Below are 12,754 nucleotides of genomic sequence, written 5' to 3'. Positions count from 1 at the left end.
AGGGGTCCCGGCGAAGCGTCCTACGTTGCCCGCACGGATCGGGTGAGGGAGGTGGGAGATGAGGTTCAAGCAGGCGGTCGTACACGGTCTGACGAAGGCCGTCGACTGGAAGGGCCGGGCCTCGCGGTCGGAGTACTGGTGGTTCCTTCTCTTCTGCGTGCTCTGCTACATCCCGAGCATCGACCTCACCGTCCAACTGGATTCCCCGGTCGTCGCGTTCGTCTGGCTGGCACTCATCGTGCCGACGCTGGGCGTCTTCGTACGCAGATTGCACGACAGGAACCGGAGCGGCTGGTGGTGGTTCCTGGGGTTCGTCCCGTTCGGGCCATTGTGCTGATCGTGTTCCTCTGCCAGCGCGGCGACCCCGATTTCAACGAGTACGGCCATCCGCCGGGCAAGGCGTGGGACGAGATGGCATGGAACAAGTCAGACGGGTGCGGATCCTTTCGAGGGGCAGCTGAGCTGGGAAGACGCTGATTGACGTGTGAGCGGTGCCGTCGTACTCCTACCGTGGCGGGGTGGAGGTGGGCGCGATGGTGTCGTTGCCGGAAGAGCTCCAGGCGCGGGAGGCCGCGGCTCGACAGCGGGTGGAAGAACTCCAGGCCGAGGCTGCGGAGTTGGCCGTCCGGCTGGAGAAGGCCCGGGCGGATCTGTCGCGGTTGGAGATCACGCGGGAGACCGTCGCGCAAGTGCTCGCGGAGTTGTCGGCCGCCCAGGCAGCGCCGGAAGCGGAGGCGCGCGATGCGCCGGACCCCAAGGCGCCGGCGCCTCACGGCATCGGAGTGATGGCCGTGCCGCCGTGGCGGGAGGGCCTGGTCGTTCAAGTGCTGCCGGACGTGTACCGGGACATCGTGGAGATCGTCGCTGATGCTCCAGGTCCGTTGCAGGCCAAGCAGATCGTGCCGCGGATCGGGTTGGAGGCCACCACGGCGAAGATCGAGGGGACACGGGGAAAGCTGAAGCGTCTGGTGGAGCGGGGCTGGCTGGACGAGGACGCACCGGGACGGTTCACCCTCGCTCGCCACGACGGGGACACCGGCCGGGTCAACTCCCGGTGACCAAGGGGCTCTTCTCCGTAGATTCGAAGGTGCCAACCAAACGAACCGCAAGAAGAGCCGAAGAAGAGCCCCAGATGGAACCCTATGACGCCTTGTCCGGGCCTGATGAGTATGCCGCCTCCCGTGGTGCCTTCGAACGCCTTGTCTCGACGCTGGCCGACGACCCGGCGCAAAGCATGGCCCACGACGAGCTGGAGGAACTGCTCGAACAGCAAGGGCGCGAGTTGCTGCGGCAGTTGATGCAGGATCACCTCGATGCGCGGGCGAGGACGGAAGAAGCGGACGCCCGTATCAACGCAGGGCAACCGGCGGTGCGCGGGCCGGAAGGACAGACGCGGACCTGGCGGGAGAGCAACCACCCCCGCTGGCTGACCTGCGTGTTCGGGCCGGTCCGGGTGAACAGGATCGCCTATCGCGGCCGGGGCGTGTCCAACGTGCACCCGGCGGATGCCCACTTGTCGCTCCCCGCCGGCCGGCACTCCCGCGGGCTTGCCCGCCTCGCGGTTCTGGAGGCGGTTCGCGGCTCGTTCGACCAGGCCCAGGCCGCGATCGAGCGACGCTGCGGGAAGGTGCTGGGCAAGCGCCGTCTCAAAGAGCTGGTGGTCGCTGCCGCCGTCGACATCGCCGCCTACTACACGGTGAAGATCCCCACGCCGTGCACCCGCGGGATGCCGCTGGTCATCCAGGTCGACGGCAAGGGGGTGGTGATGCGGCCCGAAGCCCTGCGCGAGGCCACCCGCCGGGCCGCGGCCAAGAGCGCGGCGGCCGGACGGCGCGGACGCCTGGCTCCGGGGGAGAAGCCCAATCGCAAGCGCATGGCGACCGTGGCCTGCATCTTCGACATCGTGCCCGCCCCGCGCCGGCCGCACGACATCGTGCACCCGCCCGGCGGTCGCAGCCAGGCCCGGCCGCCGAGGCCGGGCCCGAAAGCGGAACAGAAATGGTGCACCGCCTCGGTGATCCGTCCTCCGGAACAGGTCGTCGCCGACGCCTTCGGACAGGCCGAGGCCCGCGACCCGCAGCAGCTGCGGGACTGGATCGTGCTCGTCGACGGCGCCCGCCACCAACTCGACCTGATCCAAGCCGAAGCCGCCCGCCGCGGCATCCACCTCAACGTCCTGCTCGACTTCGTCCATGTCGCCGAGTACTGCTGGACAGCAGCGCATGCTTTCCATCCGCCCGGCAGCCGTGCGGCTGAGACCTGGGCCACGGACAAACTCACCGCGATCCTCGCCGGACATGCCGAGCGCGCCGCCACCGAGATGACCGCCCAGGCCGCAGCCGAACGGCTTCCCGCCGCCCGCCGCGAGGCAGTCACCACCTGCCACCGCTACCTCACCGGCCACCTCGATCAGCTTCACTACGACACCGCCCTCGCGGCCGGCTGGCCGATCGCCACCGGCGCCGTCGAAGGCGCCTGCCGCCACCTGATCGCCGACCGCCTCGACATCACCGGCGCCCGCTGGGGACTCGACGGCGCCGAAGCCGTCCTCCAACTCCGCACACTGATCACGAACGGCGACTTCGACAACTACTGGGTCTTCCACGCGGCCCGCGAACATCAACGCCTTTACCCCGGCCCCGACCAGCAGAAGTACAGCCTCACAGCTTGATCCCGACCGTCACTTCAGAGGATCCGCACCCAAAGGAGATCGGGCGCGTCCGTGCCGTGCTGACTGGCTGGGGCTACCAGTATGGCCAGGAACACGACAAGGGCGTGCCCTCGGTGATGAGCCAACTCTTCCTGATCAACCGTAGCCCTCACAACAGTGACCTCACTACGCCGTTCTTTGATCGTGTCCGGCGAGAGGACCTCCTGACTGAGGGAGGTATGCGGACCCTCTTCGCGGTGCAACGGGGCGGGGCCGCACTCGGCTTCTGCGATCCGCCGGCCCTGCGCTCCACGTCTGAGGTAGTCAGCCACGCCGGGGCCCCACCGGTATGGGCCGAGTGGGTGGAACGGTGGACAGCCACGACCACCATGACGCACCGTTCCCGCCTCCACAGCCGGGCGGCGCTACTGAAGACCGGCCGGTGGATTGCCGCGGAGCAGCCGGAAGCCGCTGATCCCGCTGTGTGGACGCGGCAGACGTGCGCGGCCTGGATCACGGCCGTCGACCGTATGAAGATCGGCGACTACGTCGTGCGCACCAGCAGTTTCCAAGAGCGCCTCGGTCAGCCGCTCCAAGCCGAAACGAAGGCCGGCCTCATCCGCGCTGTGAGGGTCTTCTTCCGCGACATTCACGACTGGGAGTGGCTGCCCCGCAGGTTCGACCCCATCCGGGCATTCACCCTGCCACGCAGCATCAATGCCATGATCGGCCCCCGGCCGCGCGTAATCGCCGACGGGATCTGGGCCAAGCTGCTGTGGGCCGGCCTCAACCTTGAGACCGCCGACATGCCGCACGGCAGAGCCGGCTTGGTCTACCCCGTTGAGCTGGTTCGGGCCATCACTCTGACCTGGTTGTTCTCCGGTCAGCGCAGCAATGAGATCGCGCGCCTGCGTCTGGGATGCGTCCGGTGGCAGCACGACGGCGCTCCCGTCGTCGGCAACGCGGCGCAGATTCTCGCCAGGGATGCTGTCTGTCTGCTGGACGTACCCGCTCACAAGACCGGCACAGCGTTCACCAAGCCGGTCGATCCACTACTCGGACAGGCGATCAACGCCTGGGAATCGCTCCGGCCGGACCAGCCGAAACGGACCGACAGACGAACCGGAGAACAGGTCGACTTCCTGTTCTCCATCCGGGCCCGCGCCATCTCAAGCGGCTACATCAACAGCACCATCATCCCCATGCTCTGCCGCAAAGCCGGCGTCCCAGCAGCCGACGTCCGCGGCAGCATCACCAGCCACCGGGCCCGCTCCACCATCGCCAGCCAGCTGTACAACGCCAAAGAACCCATGACCCTGTTCGAACTGCAGGCCTGGCTCGGCCACCGATCACCGGAATCCACCCAGCACTACGCGAAGATCAGCCCCAACACGCTGACCAAGGCCTACAAAGACGCCGGATACTTCGCCCGGAACGTACGCACCATCGAAGTCCTCGTCGACCGCGAAGCAGTCGAATCAGGCGCCGCAGCAGCCGGCGAACCGTGGCAGCACTACGACCTGGGACACGGCTACTGCACCTACTCGTTCTTCGAGCAGTGCCCGCACCGCATGGCCTGCGCCCGCTGCGACTTCTACGCACCCAAGGACTCCAGCAAAGGCCAGCTCCTGGAAGCGAAAGAGAACCTCCAACGCATGCTCTCCACCATCCCGCTTACAGACGAAGAGCAGGCCGCGGTCGACGACGGCCAGGCCTCGCTGGACCGGCTGTTGGAGCGTCTAGCGGACGTCCCCACTCCGTCCGGCCCCACCCCACGTCAACTGCTGCCGATCATCGAAGTCCGATGCGGCGATACGCCTCAATCCTGACTCTGAGAAAGTCATGGGGATTTACCGCACTTTGCCTGAACTGACAGAATGCGGTGGGTACTTAATGTAGGAACAGCCACGCAGCACCGGTGCGCTGGACTGGGCCTGATCCCTCCGCGGAACCCGAGAGGAAGGGCCACGTGTCGAATCCCTGGAAGGTCACCATCATCATCGTGGCCGCAGTCGCGATCCTCTCAACCCCGGCCGTCTGGCTGCTGAGCAGTCCGGATGCCGGCCAGTTGGCTGGGGCCACCATCCAGGCCGCCGTCGGCATCGTGGCCCTGATCTGGGCCTTGTTTCAACGCCCGGACAACCATGCGGACAACGTGGTCGTCGGGACCGGGCAGGCAGAAGCAAGTGGCGGAGGCACGGCTGTGACGGGCATAAGGCATCGGCGGGAAAGCAGCGGGTCCGCGAAGGCGGAACAGACTGGGAACGCCACCGCCAGCGGCGATGGCAGCAGCGCTGTCAGCGGCATCGACTACAGCTGAGTATCCGGCGCAGGCGAAGAGGGGGCCGTCGCGTGAGCAGAGGAGACAAGCACGCAAAGGATCCTCGGGACATCACCGACGCACAAGTGGCGGTGACCGAGACCGGAAACGCGGACGGCGCAACTGGGGCAACAGCAGTGACTGGTTTCCGTGGCCCCGCCGTCCTGAGGTTCCCCCGGGATGCGGAGGAAGTTGACAGCAGGTCAGATGGGACTCATGAGAGGACCTGTGACCATGGCTGCACCCCGGAAATACTCGCTCGAGTTGCGTGAGCGTGCGGTACGTATGTATCGCACCGCTGAGCCGAAGCCCCAGATCAAGAAGCTGGCCGTCGACCTCGGCGTGCACCCGGAGGCCCTGCGTGGCTGGATCCGCCAGGCCGAGGCGGACGCCGGCGAGCGCGACGACCGTCTCACCAGCGACGAACGCGCCGAACTCACGGCCCTGCGCAAGGAGAACACCCAGCTCAAGCGAGCCAACGACGTCCTGCGGACGGCCTCGGCGTTTTTCGCGGCGCAACTCGACCCGACCCGGCCCAGGTGACGGCGCTCGTCGACGAGCATCCCCGCCTGGGAGTCGAGTGCGTACTTCGGGAACTCCACATCCCCTCCTCCACCTACTACCGCTGGCGCCGCGCAGAGAAGGAGCCCTGCGAACGGCGGCGTCGCGACGTCGAGCTGACCGAGCGGATCAAGGAGATCCACGCCGACTCCACCGGCGTCTACGGCTCTCCGCGCGTGCACGCCGTGCTGAAACGCGAGGGCACCCCGGTGGGCCGCAAACGGGTCGAGCGCCTGATGCGTGAGGCCGACCTCGCGGGTGTGAGCCCGCGACGGAAGGGCTTCACGCGCCGGGACCCGAAGGCCACCCTGGCCCCGGACCTGGTCAACAGAGACTTCACCGCACCGGCGCCGAACCGGTTGTGGGTCACCGACCTCACGATGATCTCCACCGGCGAGGGGCCGTTGTGGCTGTCCGCGATCCGCGACGCGTTCTCCCGCCGGGTCGTCGCGTGGGAGACCTCCGCCCGCGCGGACGCCGACCTGGTCCTGACCACGCTGGAGTACGCGCTCGCGTCCCGCGAGGTCGAGCCGGGCAAGCTCATTCACCACGCCGACCACGGCTGTCAATATACGTCCATCAAGCTCACAACCCGGCTCATGCGGGCGGGAGTTGAGGCGTCCATGGGTTCGGTCGGGGACTCGTACGACAACGCGCTCGCGGAGAACCTCTGGATGCTCATCAAAACCGAGGGCCTCCGCGGCCGCACCTTCACCACGAGGGCCGAGGTGAATCTCGCGCTCTTCGAGTACGTCGACGGCTTCTATAACTCCCGCCGCATCCAGGAACGGCTCGGCTTCCTCAGCCCGATCGAGTTCGAGGAGAAGTACTACGCCGAGCAGGCGACGGCCGAACCAGCGAATCTGAACACCCGTCACCCCCTGCTGACGAGCTGATCAGCGGCTCCCGCATGACGGGGGAACCTCATCCCTGCCGCCCCGGTACAGGTGTCTGAAACCGGAGACGCAACCGCCTCGACGGGCGGACTCGCTGTCACGGGCTACGTCCACCTAGTGAGCGCGGAGCAGCTGACCATCGTGCAGCAGCGCGCCCCTCGCCAGCCCGCCGGGATGCCGCACCAAGTCGGTGTCATCCCACCCAGGGCCCAGTCCTTCCAACACCGTGCCGAGGTGGACCAACTGCGAGCCGTGGTCGAAGACGGCGGCACTACTGTGCTGCACCAAGTCCCAACCGGCCGGGTGCTGGCCGGTATGGGCGGGGTGAGGTTCCCCCTGCCGGTCGGACAGCTTGATACTGGGACGGATGGTCCCGGAGGAAGCAGTCACAGGTAGTGAGCCAGAAGAGCAACATGAGTAAGCGGTACACGGCCGAGTTCAAGCGGGACGCGGTCGCCTTGGCGTTGTCCTCGGAGAAGACGGTCACCGAGGTGGCGAGGGATCTGGGCGTGAGTCCGGAAGGGCTGCGCGGGTGGGTGAAGCAGGCGAAGATCGACCGCGGTGAGGGGCCCGCCGGGGCTTTGACCACTGCGGAGCGTGAGGAGCTGGTCCGGCTGCGGCGGAAGGTCCGCGAGCAGGAGGCCACGATCGAGGTTCTGGGAAAAGCGACCGCCTTCTTCGCTCAGGACAAGATGAGGTAGGCACCGCGGCACGGTGTCACCTCATCGATGCGGAGAAGGCATCGGAGGGGAATCTCGCAGGTCACAGCGTTGCGTTTCTGTGCCGTGTGCTGGGGGTGTCCCGTTCCACCTACTACGCGCACAGGGCGGCAGGGCCGGCCCGGGCGGTGCGGGAGCGGGCCGAGGAGGTGCTGGTGGGCGAGATCCGGGTGCTGCATGCCGGATCTCGCGGTGCCTACGGGGCCCCGCGTGTCCACGCCGCCCTGCGGCGGGCCGGGCGGGCGGTGAACTCCAAGAAGGTCGAGCGGCTGATGCGCAAACACCGGATCGCCGGGATCACCCGCCGCCGGCGTCGGGGCCTGACCCGGCAGGCGAAGCGGGCGGTGTTCGCGCTCGACCTGATCGGCCGGGACTTCACCGCACCCCGGCCCGGGATGCGCTTGGTCGGAGACATGACCGAACTTGTCACGCTGGAAGGCAAGTTGTATCTGGCGACCTGCATCGATCTCGCGACGCGGGAGGTGGTCGGCTGGGCGATGGCCGACCACCACCGCGCCGAGCTGCCGGTCGCTGCCCTGCGGATGGCGGCCGGGCGTGGCGGCCTGGAGTACCGCTGCATCATGCACACGGATCGCGGCAGTGAATACACGAGTGACGAATTCCGCACCGAAATAGGCAAGTTGCGCATGAGGCAGTCGATGGGACGCGTCGGCTCTTGTTACGATAACGCCGCCGCGGAAAGCTGGTTCGCCATCCTGAAAGCGGAGATCGGGACGACCGTGTGGGAGACCCGCGAGGCGGCCCGGGCCGACGTTTTCCGCTACATCGAGGTCGAGTACAACCGCAGCCGACTCCGTCGGCACCCCGACTACGGGTACGTCACCCCGCTCGAAACGAGATCCCTGCTCAGGCAGAACCTCGCCCCGGCAGCGTAAACACCCGCTGTCCAGTTCGCGGGGGGAACTTCAGGTCGGCTGGGCGATGGCCGACCACCACCGCGCCGAGCTGCCGGTCGCTGCCCTGCGGATGGCGGCCGGGCGTGGCGGCCTGGAGTACCGCTGCATCATGCACACGGATCGCGGCAGTGAATACACGAGTGACGAATTCCGCACCGAAATAGGCAAGTTGCGCATGAGGCAGTCGATGGGACGCGTCGGCTCTTGTTACGATAACGCCGCCGCGGAAAGCTGGTTCGCCATCCTGAAAGCGGAGATCGGGACGACCGTGTGGGAGACCCGCGAGGCGGCCCGGGCCGACGTTTTCCGCTACATCGAGGTCGAGTACAACCGCAGCCGACTCCGTCGGCACCCCGACTACGGGTACGTCACCCCGCTCGAAACGAGATCCCTGCTCAGGCAGAACCTCGCCCCGGCAGCGTAAACACCCGCTGTCCAGTTCGCGGGGGGAACTTCAGTCGACGCGATCTCTCCCACTGGCGTGGCATGGCGGGGGATCCCGTCGCAGCTGCCAGCGAACTGAAACAACTCGTCGCTGACATGCTCCGCTTCCTCGGTCCTGACCACCCCGACACCCTCCAAGCTCAACAGGACCTCGTCCGCTGGCAGGAAGAGACGGAGGGGACGGCTCGGCCGCCAGACACCGACCGTTTGTGAAACACGAAGATCAAAACGCTGATCCCGCAAGGCTCCGCTGGGCAGCTTGCTGGCCTCGCTTGACAAAGCTGATTCCACAGAATGAGGGTCTGGCACGCCATGTGGCTGCAGCGCATCGACGACAAGATCGCCGCCCTTCAGAAGCGGGAAGCCGAGCAGCAGCACGGGCGGCAGGCCCGGCCCGCGGAGCCGGAGTGGATCGTCGAACTCGGCATCGGCGACGGACGGCCGCCCATCGAGGTCCACATGGGCGGCTGCTACGCCGTCGGCAAACGACGGCGCCCGGTGGGCCGTGACGAAGCCCGCCGGCTCCTCGCCTCAGGAGTGCGGGCCTGCAGCCATTGCCAGCCCGACACCGCCCTGGACATCCTCGACTTACCCACCCGCCCGGCCGTCTCCGCTACGGCGCGCTGACCGGCCCGGCCCCCTCCGGTCACGTTCACTGCACTGCACCCGTCCCTCCCCCAGAACAGGCTGTCCCTGATGACCAGTACTTTCCCGCCGCCGATCAGTGAGCCGGACCCGTCCACCTTCACCTGCTCCAGCAGCCTGGTCGGCCCCTGCTCCGGCTGCCAGCGCAACACCCACAGATACGGCAGCGGAGGCCTGCCCCTGTGCCACTGGTGCATGACCACCGCCCGTGAGAACTGGGACACCGGCGTCCGCTTCAACAACACCCGCACACCAGCGGGCTGACCGGCAAGGCCTGCGTGCCCGACCTCCTCACTTGAGCAGTACGAGGTGTCCCGGCTCCACTCCATCGATCGTCTCGATGGCCGTTCCCGAGCTGACCCAGACACTGGTCGGTTTGTCACCGGCCGGGATTTGGAACACACCGTGCACCGGTCCCTGGCTGCCTGGGTTGAGGCCGAACGTGGGCGCTACCTCGCCTCTGTCGTTCCAGTACTGCGCATAGTCCGAGGAGTAGCTGGCGTCCTTCTGCGATTGCGTGTACCGGATGTCCCCCACGTTCAGGCTCACGGTGTTGTCGGCGTCCCAGACCGCCATGCTCTTTCCGACGTTGACGGCCTGCATGGACAGGACGCAGAACTGCCTGCCGGTCTCCGGGGCCGGGGTGGCAGTGGGAGCTCCGACCGATTGCGCGGCGTGGGCCATCACCGCCGGGTCCAACGGCTTGCCGCACACCACGCGGTCCACGGTGAACCTTTACCGTTCTGGATCGTCGGCGGTATTCGAGGCCAGGACTGTCACCTCGAAGGGCTCGCCCTGCTGCACCGTACCGAGCACCTGTGCACCCGGGGGCGCACCTGCGCTCGCGCTCAAGGACGGCGGCGCAGTGGTGCCGTCACCCGTTGCGCTGCTCGATGACGCCTCGCCCGACCTGCCGCCCGATTCCGTCCCGCTATCGGCCGAGCACGCAGCCGGAGCCACAAACAGGCAGGTCACCGCAACCGTGGCCCATGAACGCCGATGCCAGAACATGCATCCATGCTGGCCCGGCCTCTCCCCCGGCGCGCGGCGAACCCCGAAGGGGTCGGCGGCGGGTGTGCCAGCGCGGGACTCCGCTCGTAGGCTGAATGCCTCGGGGCCGTTCACGGAGGTTCGTCGTGCCCCGAACTGTATGGTCAGGCGCTATTTCGTTCGGTCTGGTGACTTCTCTGAACTAGCGCGTCTTCGAGCTCCGTTGGCTCTGCCGACCGGCCTGCGGCAAGAGCCGAGGTCGGCGAGGACGCTCGACGGACACATGAGATTGAGCGGTGCGACTCTCTCTCGGCAACCGGCTCCAGATTGGCGCTTAGCGCCCCAAGCATGCCAGTCAGTGGCTCAGGGCGCGTAGCCGCGCAGGAGGACTGCGATCGTCTTCCGAGCCCTCCTTCATCTTGTCGGCGGGGAGTGTGCCGCTCAGAGCTAGCTCAGATGGGAAGTTCGGTGATGCTGAGGGCGAAGTCCAAGTTCCCCACCCCGTGGTTGGCGAGGCCCACCGTGACCACGCCCGCTCCTTCCAGCCAGTGCGCCATTTTCAGGCCGCCGACGTCCAGCGGGCGCAGCCCGAGGCTCTCGATGAACGCCTCCACACTTGCCTTGGCCTGCGCATTATCGCCAGCGATGAAGACGTCGGGCCGACCCTTCTCCAGGACATGACGGAAGACGGTGTTGAACGCCTTCACCACGCTGGCGCCGACCGGGGCGACCTTGGCGACTTCCTGCGCGATCGAGGTCTCCTCGCGGTGAGCTAGCCCGTCGAACGTGGAATTGAAGGGATTGCTGATGTCGACGATGACCTTGCCTGCGAGAGCGTCTCCGTACTCGGCGACGACCGGCACGACACCGTCGTACAGCAGGGCCACGATGACGATGCCCCCGGCCGGAACGGTGCCCCATTCTCCCGTCGTGGTGCCGTCGCCGAGAGCCTTGGCCAGGTCAGCGGCCTTGGACTGATCGCGGCCCATGACCTCGACGGTGTTGCCGCCCGCCACCGCCCGCGCGCCGATGGTGCGGGCCATGTTCCCGGTGCCGATGATGCTGATGTTGCTCATGAGATGTCCTGCCCTGGTTGTGTGTTGTTCGGTTTAGATGGCGGTGGTGCCGCCGTCGGCGACGAGTTCCATGCCGTTGACGTAGCTGGAGTCGTCGGAGGCGAGGAAGAGGGCGGCGGTGGCGATTTCGTCGGGGCGGCCCATCTGGCCGCGGGGGATGAGGGACTCGAACTGGCGCTTGGTGGCCTCGTCGAAGAGTTCTTTCTGCTTGGCGGTGGCGACCTGGCCGGGGGTCAGGACGTTGACGCGGATGCGGCGGTCCTTGAGTTCGTTGAGCCAGATTCGGGCCCAGGCCTGCTGGACGGCCTTGCTGCCGGCGTAGACGCTCCAGCCGGGAAAGGCACCGAGGGAGGCGTTGGAGCCGGTCATGAGGATGGAGCCGCCGTCGTTGAAGAGCGGGAGGGCCTTCTGGACGGTGAACAGGGTGCCGCGGGCGTTGAGCCCGAACCAGGTGTCGAACTGGGCCTCGGTGATCTCGCCGAGCGGGGCGGGCTCGCCGCCGCCGGCGCTGGCCCACAGTACGTCGAGGCTTCCCTTCTCCCGCTTGACGGTGTCGTACAGGCGGTCCAGGTCGTCCAGGTCGGCGGCGTCGCCCTGGACGCCGGTGACGTTGCGGCCGATCTGCTTCACGGCCTCGTCCAGGGCCTCCTGGCGGCGGCCGGTGATGAAGACGTGCGCTCCCTCGTCGACGAACAGCTTCGCGCCGGCCAGCGCCATACCGGTGGTGCCGCCGGTGATGACCGCGACCTTGCCGTCAAGCTTTCCCATGATCGTTCCCTTGAGTCAGTGGTGACGTGTGTACCTGTGGCGATGTCGTTATGTACACCGCTCTGTTTGTTTAAGGTACGGGGCGAGTGACTGGGACGCAAACTATGTACACCGGGCGTTACCTAGCCGCGGTAGGATGGAGCCATGACGGAGTTGGAGAAGGGCCCCACGGGCCGCCGCCGCGGCCGGGGCGCCCGCGAACGCATCATCAGCGCGTCCCAGCAGCTGTTCCGCGAGCAGGGCATCAACCGCACCGGCATGAACGAGCTCTGCGCGGCGGCCCAGGTGTCCAAGCGCACGGCCTACCAGCACTTCACCGGCAAGGACGAACTCGTCGCCGAGTACCTGCGCCGGTTCGACCCCTCCGTTCTGTCCGGCGTGTTCGACCGCACCGACCTCACGCCCCGCGAACGGCTCCTCGCCGCCTTCGACATCCCCCCCACCACCCCCCTGTGCCCCTACATCGCCGCCGCCGTCGAACTCCACGACCCCCAGCACCCCGCATCCCAGTACGCACGCGACTACAAGAAAGCCGTCGCCGCGCGGCTCGCCGACACCGCCCGCGAAGCCGGCGCCGCCGACCCTGAACAACTCGGCGAGCAGCTCGCGCTGCTCATCGACGGCGCCGCGGCCCGCACCCGGGTCCTCAACGCCGACGCCTTCCCCGCCGCCGCCGCCGTCGCCGCCGTCCTCATCGACAACGCCATCCCCGCCACAGCCGGGGGACTGTAAGACGTTCGGTGTAACTCCCGATCATGGAAGATGCAT

Annotated in this window: 15 protein-coding genes and 1 pseudogene; 13 read left to right on the top strand and 3 right to left on the bottom strand. The window is 67.4% G+C overall.

The window, feature by feature from the left end:
• The first annotated feature begins 58 nt into the window (after positions 1-58).
• From QF035_RS53550 to QF035_RS53495, 12 genes and pseudogenes are all read left to right on the top strand, one after another.
• Positions 59-337, top strand: coding sequence for a DUF805 domain-containing protein (locus QF035_RS53550; RefSeq protein ID WP_307530340.1), 279 nt, complete (start codon positions 59-61; stop codon positions 335-337).
• Positions 338-533: 196 nt separating this feature from the next.
• Positions 534-1,058, top strand: coding sequence for a hypothetical protein (locus tag QF035_RS53545; protein ID WP_307517680.1), 525 nt, complete (start codon positions 534-536; stop codon positions 1,056-1,058).
• A 74-nt stretch (positions 1,059-1,132) separates the two neighbouring features.
• Positions 1,133-2,671 carry an ISKra4 family transposase gene (locus tag QF035_RS53540; RefSeq protein ID WP_307517679.1) on the top strand — a complete coding sequence of 513 codons (1,539 nt, stop codon included), beginning with the start codon at positions 1,133-1,135 and terminating at the stop codon, positions 2,669-2,671.
• On the top strand, positions 2,668-4,479 hold the full coding sequence (locus tag QF035_RS53535) for a tyrosine-type recombinase/integrase (RefSeq protein WP_307530338.1): 1,812 nt from the start codon (positions 2,668-2,670) through the stop codon (positions 4,477-4,479). Before QF035_RS53540 ends, QF035_RS53535 begins: the two co-directional genes overlap by 4 nt.
• Before the next feature lie 140 nt (positions 4,480-4,619).
• On the top strand, positions 4,620-4,970 hold the full coding sequence (locus QF035_RS53530; protein ID WP_307530335.1) for a hypothetical protein: 351 nt from the start codon (positions 4,620-4,622) through the stop codon (positions 4,968-4,970).
• A 234-nt stretch (positions 4,971-5,204) separates the two neighbouring features.
• On the top strand, positions 5,205-5,513 hold the full coding sequence (locus tag QF035_RS53525; protein WP_307529597.1) for a transposase: 309 nt from the start codon (positions 5,205-5,207) through the stop codon (positions 5,511-5,513).
• Positions 5,510-6,427, top strand: a complete 918-nt coding sequence (locus QF035_RS53520; protein WP_307530333.1) for an IS3 family transposase — start codon at positions 5,510-5,512, stop codon at positions 6,425-6,427. Before QF035_RS53525 ends, QF035_RS53520 begins: the two co-directional genes overlap by 4 nt.
• Before the next feature lie 413 nt (positions 6,428-6,840).
• A complete protein-coding gene (locus QF035_RS53515) occupies positions 6,841-7,128 on the top strand; it encodes a transposase (RefSeq protein WP_123471932.1) in 288 nt (95 codons plus the stop codon).
• A 14-nt stretch (positions 7,129-7,142) separates the two neighbouring features.
• Positions 7,143-8,042: pseudogene (locus tag QF035_RS53510) on the top strand (IS3 family transposase); the annotation flags it as partial.
• 46 nt (positions 8,043-8,088) lie between these two features.
• On the top strand, positions 8,089-8,487 hold the full coding sequence (locus QF035_RS53505; RefSeq protein ID WP_307530331.1) for an IS3 family transposase: 399 nt from the start codon (positions 8,089-8,091) through the stop codon (positions 8,485-8,487).
• Positions 8,488-8,801: 314 nt separating this feature from the next.
• A complete protein-coding gene (locus tag QF035_RS53500; protein WP_307530330.1) occupies positions 8,802-9,134 on the top strand; it encodes a DUF6233 domain-containing protein in 333 nt (110 codons plus the stop codon).
• A 69-nt stretch (positions 9,135-9,203) separates the two neighbouring features.
• Complete coding sequence (locus QF035_RS53495) at positions 9,204-9,416, top strand: hypothetical protein (RefSeq protein ID WP_307530328.1); 213 nt, start codon at positions 9,204-9,206, stop codon at positions 9,414-9,416.
• Positions 9,417-9,443: 27 nt separating this feature from the next.
• On the opposite strand, the gene QF035_RS53490 is transcribed toward QF035_RS53495, so the two are convergent.
• From QF035_RS53490 to QF035_RS53480, 3 genes are all read right to left on the bottom strand, one after another.
• On the bottom strand, positions 9,444-9,878 hold the full coding sequence (locus tag QF035_RS53490) for a hypothetical protein (RefSeq protein WP_307530326.1): 435 nt from the start codon (positions 9,876-9,878) through the stop codon (positions 9,444-9,446).
• A gap of 716 nt (positions 9,879-10,594) precedes the next feature.
• Positions 10,595-11,218: an NADPH-dependent F420 reductase gene (locus QF035_RS53485; RefSeq protein ID WP_307530324.1), complete on the bottom strand. Its 624-nt coding sequence runs from the start codon at positions 11,216-11,218 to the stop codon at positions 10,595-10,597.
• 33 nt (positions 11,219-11,251) lie between these two features.
• On the bottom strand, positions 11,252-11,986 hold the full coding sequence (locus QF035_RS53480) for an SDR family NAD(P)-dependent oxidoreductase (RefSeq protein ID WP_307530322.1): 735 nt from the start codon (positions 11,984-11,986) through the stop codon (positions 11,252-11,254).
• Positions 11,987-12,130: 144 nt separating this feature from the next.
• Between QF035_RS53480 and QF035_RS53475 the strand changes: the two genes are divergently transcribed.
• Positions 12,131-12,718, top strand: a complete 588-nt coding sequence (locus tag QF035_RS53475) for a TetR/AcrR family transcriptional regulator (RefSeq protein WP_307530321.1) — start codon at positions 12,131-12,133, stop codon at positions 12,716-12,718.
• The last annotated feature ends 36 nt before the right edge of the window (positions 12,719-12,754 follow it).

The sequence above is a fragment of the Streptomyces umbrinus genome (assembly GCF_030817415.1).
GTDB lineage: Bacteria > Actinomycetota > Actinomycetes > Streptomycetales > Streptomycetaceae > Streptomyces > Streptomyces umbrinus_A.
The sequence above is the reverse complement of the archived record's forward strand: the minus strand, read 5'-3'. Positions and strand labels throughout refer to the sequence as shown.

Bases quoted from the DNA above. Each gene is read 5' to 3' on its own strand.
- QF035_RS53500 (WP_307530330.1), top strand. From the start codon at position 8,802: ATGAGGGTCTGGCACGCCATGTGGCTGCAGCGCATCGACGACAAGATC.
- QF035_RS53485 (WP_307530324.1), bottom strand. From the start codon at position 11,218: ATGAGCAACATCAGCATCATCGGCACCGGGAACATGGCCCGCACCATC.
- QF035_RS53515 (WP_123471932.1), top strand. From the start codon at position 6,841: ATGAGTAAGCGGTACACGGCCGAGTTCAAGCGGGACGCGGTCGCCTTG.
- QF035_RS53545 (WP_307517680.1), top strand. From the start codon at position 534: ATGGTGTCGTTGCCGGAAGAGCTCCAGGCGCGGGAGGCCGCGGCTCGA.
- QF035_RS53495 (WP_307530328.1), top strand. From the start codon at position 9,204: ATGACCAGTACTTTCCCGCCGCCGATCAGTGAGCCGGACCCGTCCACC.
- QF035_RS53540 (WP_307517679.1), top strand. From the start codon at position 1,133: ATGGAACCCTATGACGCCTTGTCCGGGCCTGATGAGTATGCCGCCTCC.
- QF035_RS53505 (WP_307530331.1), top strand. From the start codon at position 8,089: ATGGCCGACCACCACCGCGCCGAGCTGCCGGTCGCTGCCCTGCGGATG.
- QF035_RS53475 (WP_307530321.1), top strand. From the start codon at position 12,131: ATGACGGAGTTGGAGAAGGGCCCCACGGGCCGCCGCCGCGGCCGGGGC.
- QF035_RS53480 (WP_307530322.1), bottom strand. From the start codon at position 11,986: ATGGGAAAGCTTGACGGCAAGGTCGCGGTCATCACCGGCGGCACCACC.
- QF035_RS53525 (WP_307529597.1), top strand. From the start codon at position 5,205: ATGGCTGCACCCCGGAAATACTCGCTCGAGTTGCGTGAGCGTGCGGTA.
- QF035_RS53550 (WP_307530340.1), top strand. From the start codon at position 59: ATGAGGTTCAAGCAGGCGGTCGTACACGGTCTGACGAAGGCCGTCGAC.